General features: G+C 64.7%; 4 protein-coding genes. All 4 read right to left on the bottom strand.

Annotated elements, in window-relative coordinates; genetic code table 11:
- The coding region (locus OXG55_14290; protein MCY4104409.1) for a type I restriction-modification system subunit M N-terminal domain-containing protein at nt 1-412 on the bottom strand (412 nt) is incomplete at its 3' end.
- Nucleotides 409-1,728 carry a restriction endonuclease subunit S gene (locus tag OXG55_14285; protein MCY4104408.1) on the bottom strand — a complete coding sequence of 440 codons (1,320 nt, stop codon included), beginning with the start codon at nt 1,726-1,728 and terminating at the stop codon, nt 409-411. The genes OXG55_14285 and OXG55_14290, both read right to left, overlap by 4 nt.
- On the bottom strand, nt 1,725-4,544 hold the full coding sequence (locus OXG55_14280; protein ID MCY4104407.1) for a DEAD/DEAH box helicase family protein: 2,820 nt from the start codon (nt 4,542-4,544) through the stop codon (nt 1,725-1,727). Before OXG55_14280 ends, OXG55_14285 begins: the two co-directional genes overlap by 4 nt.
- Before the next feature lie 224 nt (nt 4,545-4,768).
- The coding region (locus tag OXG55_14275; GenBank protein MCY4104406.1) for an ATP-binding domain-containing protein at nt 4,769-5,393 on the bottom strand (625 nt) is incomplete at its 5' end.

The raw sequence follows: 5,393 nt of genomic DNA, 5'->3' as shown, positions 1-5,393 counted from the left end.
TCTCGATCAGGCCCTCGTAGGCGTCGCCCTTCAAGTCGGCGTCGAGGCTCAGCCATTCGTGGCGGTCCACGAACTCCTTGATGAGCCGCTCCAGCTTCGCCGGATCCTGCACCCGGTTGCGGGCCTTTCCGAAGACCACACCCAGCATGTCGTCACCGGTGCCGAGCCTCTCGAGGATCGCGCTGTAGTGCTGCTCCAACTCGACGCCCGAGCGCCGCAGCAGCGACGGCCAGTCGAACCCGCCGGGCACCACCCGCTCGCCGCCGAGTTGCTCGTACTGCTCGTCGGCCATCTTCAGGAAGAGCAGATAGGTGAGCTGCTCCAAGTACTCCCCGTACGACAACCCGTCGTCTCGCAGGACGTCGCAGAAGTCCCAGAGCCTCTGCACCAGAGCTGTCGGATCGGCGGTCATGGTGTCCTCCTCTGGTGACCCGGCTTCGCCGGGCGGGACGCGGCGATGCGATCGAGAAGCACCGACGCAGGCTCATCGGTGGGATCCTGCGCCACGAGCCGCCCAGAGAACGCCGTCGACAAGACTGATCGCCGGAGGGATGTCACTCGATCTAGCGCATATCGGATGGACTCTCGGAGTCGGTCCTGCTTCTCGAGCTGTCCCACGATTCTCGCAGCAATCCGCTCTTGCTCAGACAGAGGCGCCACCGGAATCGGAATCGACTTGATCTTTCTGGTGCTCAGCGTGTAGAGGCCGCTCGTCGAGCTAGCGACGTCACGCAACAGGGACGCAGTGTGAGGTGCGTTCCAATACAGACTCAGGAACTTCGGGCTGAGATTCGGTCCAGGGCTGACTCTGATGAGGTGGTTCTGATGTACGCAGTTATCAATCTCATCGGACCAACTGGCGGCGCGACCGATCTGCGCGGGACTGCCGTTGCCCTCGACGACGAGTAGATCGCCGTGGCGAATCCGGTACCGCTCGAGTTCCCCATCGAACAGCTCGATCTCATGGACTTCATCGAGCAGGAGTTCGCCGCGAAGCACATTGGCTACTCTGAGAAATGGAGCGGGATTCTTGTTCGGCTTTCGCTTCGGCTGCTTCTGGATGCCGCTCTTGACTTCAGCAACATCCCCGACAGTGGACCAACGCCACGTAGTGGGAAAGTCATCTCTGGTGTGGAATGCGCCGGCAAGGACGGATGATCTGAGGGTATCGAGACGCCTCAGGGACTGTCGCAGCGTGGCCTCGGCAGCGTCGAGGCGGGAGAAGTGTTCTTCGATGGCGGACACAATGCGCTTCTGCTCGGCGCTGGGGGCGATGCGAATCTGCATCGCTCGAACATCCTTGTCCCGCACTGCTGGGTAGCTCGTGCCAGTCTGCATCTCACTCAATTGGCTAATGAAGTCGTGGCTGAGGGTCTGATAGAGCAAGAACTTCGAATCGGTGCCGCTAGCCGGGCGGAGTACGGAGAATCCTGTTGATGCGATGGCGCCGTCGAGATCCGGTGAGATGCAGGCGACCTTGCGCTGATACGTCCTTACGGTCGAGAGGACGACGTCTCCTTTGCGCACGACTTGTCGTGCTCGTGAGGGAGCATCGGCTCCTCTCAACGACTTGGTCTGTCTGATGCGACCGCTGCCGGGATCAATGCCACCGATATCGATGTACTCAAACTCAAAGTTCGGAATCGTGCGCGGGTCTAGCTTCTGAATTGGTAGGCAGACATCGGCAACTGTTGTCCACAGCCAGCCCGGTGGCAGCTGGTTGCTCACGCGACTAGGACCTCCATCAGTTCGTCCATCAGGGGCGTGAGTTCTGCTCCGAACAGTTGGAGGGCTCGGCCGTAGCCGCCGTGGGTGCTGAACGGAGGGTTCCTGAAGTTGATTGGAGCGATCATCACGCTGGTGGCCAGGTGATCGCGGATCAGGTGGAGGTAGGTGACCTGCTCGACCGTGAATGCGCGGCCGGCGTTGCGCTGCTGCTGGAGCCATGCCTCGAAGCGCTCGTTGACGAGGTCGGGGTAGGCGACCAGTTCGTCGGTGAGGCCGATTGCGTAGCGGACGAGGCTGACGAGGTCAGTGTTCACGCGGTGGCCCGAGCCGCGGACCTTGCTGGCGTCGAGGGTCTCGTAGGCGGTCCAGAGGTCCTCGGTGGTCCAGCGGTGGGGCGGGCGGGCGATTGCGCTGGCGAGTTCCTTGATGTCTGCGTAGGTGAACCTGCCGCGGGGTTGGTCGTAGAGCACCTGCAGGGCGGTGATCTGGTCGCGATTCTCGTCGATGAATGTCCGGAACGACTCGACTTGGCGGCGGGCCCGGTCGGTGGCGTCGACGGAGAACCCTTCGGAGATGACCGTGTCGGCAGAGGCGGAGTCGATCATCTGCTCGTAGCTACGGCGGACCTCAATCAGCTTCTCTCGCAACTGCGAGTTGCCGGCCAGCGGTTGCAGGGCGTCGCGGACGATCTGTTCCCGGGCGGCGGCCACCTGCTCCACGGTGGGATCATCGGTACCGGCAGCCTCTGCGGCGGCCTCGATGTGCCGGTCTGGGTCGAGCGCCTCCACCAGCTGGTGAGCAAGAGCGCTGAGGCTCATCCCGGCGACGGCTTCCACCTCGGCGCGGTCCTCGGCGGTCATCCGCTGGTCGAGGCGGGCTAGGCGTGACGCCACCGACGACACCGTGGCCTCGTCGATGGAGCCCAAGCCGATGCGGGCCAGCAGCTTGTCGAAGCTCTCGTGGCGCTTGCGCTCCAGGGGTACGGTGTCGGGCAGGTCGTCGTCGGTCACGCCGACGGCGTCCACGAGCACGAAGCGGTCCTTCACGGTGGCGTCGGGTGTGACGGCGCGCAGGTCGTTGGGGTCGATGACCCGCACGCCGCGGCCCTTCATCTGCTCGAAGTAGTTGCGGCTGCGCACCCGCCGCATGAACACCACGCACTCGATGGGCTTCACGTCGGTGCCAGTCGCAATGAGGTCCACGGTCACCGCGACGCGAGGGTTGTAGGAATTGCGGAACTGCTGCAGCAACGCCTCGGGGCGATTGCCCGAATCGCCGGACCGGTAGGTAATCTTCACCGCGCCCTCGTTGCCGAGCCCGAACTCCGCCCGCACCGTCTGCACGATGTCATCGGCGTGGCTGTCGTCCTTGGCGAAGATCAGCATCTTGGGGACGTTCGCGAGCAGGCCGTCCGAACGCCGCTCCCGGTCGGGGAACATCACCGGCAGCGAGTCCCGCAGCGTCGCCACGACGGTGCGGATCTGATCGGTCGCCACCACCCTGCGATCCAACTCGGCGGCGTCGTAGTCCACCTCGGCGTCGATCCGCTCGAGGCGCTCGCCGCGGGTCAGCCGGTCGCGGAACTTCGTCACGAACCCCGCCGGCACCGTGCCGCCGCCCTCGGTGATCTCGGTGCGAATCCGGAACACGTCGAAGTCCACGTTCACCCGATCCGCCACCGCCTCGGCATGGCCGTACTCGGTCACGAGGTTCTGCTGGAAGAAGGCGTGCGTCTGGATGCCCGGCGTGGCCGTCAGCCCGACGATGAACGCGTCGAAGTACCCCAGCACCTGCCGCCACACCCCGTAGATGGAGCGATGGCACTCGTCCACGACGATCACGTCATAGGACTCGATGGGCACCTTCGGGTTGTAGACCACCTCCACGGGCTGTTCGGGCGCCATGTCGCCACCGGACCGTTCATCCAGGGCATCGTCCAGGTCCTCGCCCCGGAGCAGCGAGTACAGCCGCTGGATAGTGGACACGTGCACCTTCGTGGCCCCCTCGGCCGCCATGTCCAAGTGCGACGACCTGATCTGACGCACGTTGTACAACTCGGTGAACTTCCGGCCGTCGTCGGGTGTATCGAACCCTCTGAACTCCTGGACGGCCTGAACACCCAGGTTCGCCCGATCCACCAGGAACAGCACCCGCTGAGCCCCCGCGTGGCGCACCAGCCGGTACACGGCGTTCACAGCCGTGAACGTCTTGCCCGCCCCCATCGTCATCTGAATCAACGCCCGCGGCCGATTGTCGCGGAGGGACGCCTCCAGGCCGCGGACCGCCTCGGCCTGAGCGGGCCACAGGCCCCGGGGATCCAGATCGGGCAACAACTGCAAACCGGCGCGCAAGGCTCCGACGCCGGTCTCGATCCGATCCTCAACCGATCGGGCCAGCGTCTCAGGCCGGTGGAAGCGGAACACCCGACGAGAGGTCGGGACTGGATCCAGCCCGCAGGTGAAACGCGTCTCCACGCCGGTGGACTCGTAACCGAAGGGCAGCACACCACCCACCTCGAACATCGGCAGCTCGCCGGGATACGACTTCCGGTAACCCAGAGTCTGCGGCTCCACCCCCGTCAGTGTCGTCCCCACCGGCTTCGCCTCGACCACCCCCACGGCCTGGCAGTCCACGAACAGCACGTAGTCGGCCCACCCCTTCCCGATCGGCACCTCCCGCACCGCCACCCCCCGAGCCGCCGCAACCGCCGCAGACTTGTGGTCCTGGATCACCCAACCACAATCCGCCAACTGCGCGTCGATGTCCCGCCGAGCCTCCCGCTCAGGCGTCAACCCGGGTGCGGCGCAATCAGTCATCGCCCCGACCCGGCGGCGCTGACGTCCTCGAATTCTCTCCCAGGATTGCGTTGATCGTGACAGTGCTCCGTGCTCATGTGACGATCGCTCAATCTAGGCCGACCGCTGACGCGGGCAAGAGGCTCGGCAGAGCACACCCCGGCCGTTCTCGGTCCCCAGCCGGCGCATGCCCGGAGAGAGCGGACCAGCATGGATTCTGAAGCCAACGTGACGGTGGGGACGGTTCATTTCCGCTTCAGTTCTTTGGGCAGGGCCTTGCTGTATACGACGACGAGCTTCTGGTTGGCGCGGGTGATGGCGGTGTAGAGCGAGCCGTGTCGTCCGAGGTTTGGTTGGAAGTCGGCCGGTTCTACGACTACGACCCCGTCGAATTCCAGGCCGCGGGCGAAGACGGGGCGCGCCAAGCGCAGCCGCGCCCGTGAGTCGCTCAGTGGGTGGTGAAGGGTCCAGGGATCGCCTTCGGCTTGTCGCCACCCGGCCTTGAGGCAGAGAGATTGGATTGCGTTGAGATGGTCGACGTCCCATGCGATCACTGCCACTGTCCCGTCGGGGAATTCATCGGCGAGCCGCTCAGACTCCTCGTGCGCTGCGCTGATCAATTGTTTCGAGCCGACTCTTCGGATTGTGGGATCTGGGCCGTCGCGCAGGGCGACGGGACTGGCTTGGCCCGGCGAGAGCAGGCCACCGGCGTACCGCAGGATTTGCCGGGTCGATCGGTAGCCGGTGGCCAAGACTTCGTATCCGAGTTCGCTCCCGTCACTGCGATCGAGCTCGAGTACATCCTGGAGGAGGTGCTCCCAGGTTCCTGATGTGTGGTCGGCGCGTCGTTGGTTCATGTCGCCGAACAGT

It is taken from the genome of bacterium, from assembly GCA_026708055.1.
Classification (GTDB): domain Bacteria; phylum Actinomycetota; class Acidimicrobiia; order Acidimicrobiales; family CATQHL01; genus VXNF01.
This window is presented reverse-complemented; position numbering and strand designations above follow the sequence as displayed.

What these genes read in the sequence shown, in the direction of transcription:
- OXG55_14280 (MCY4104407.1), bottom strand. Translation starts at nt 4,544, where the DNA reads ATGACTGATTGCGCCGCACCCGGGTTGACGCCTGAGCGGGAGGCTCGG.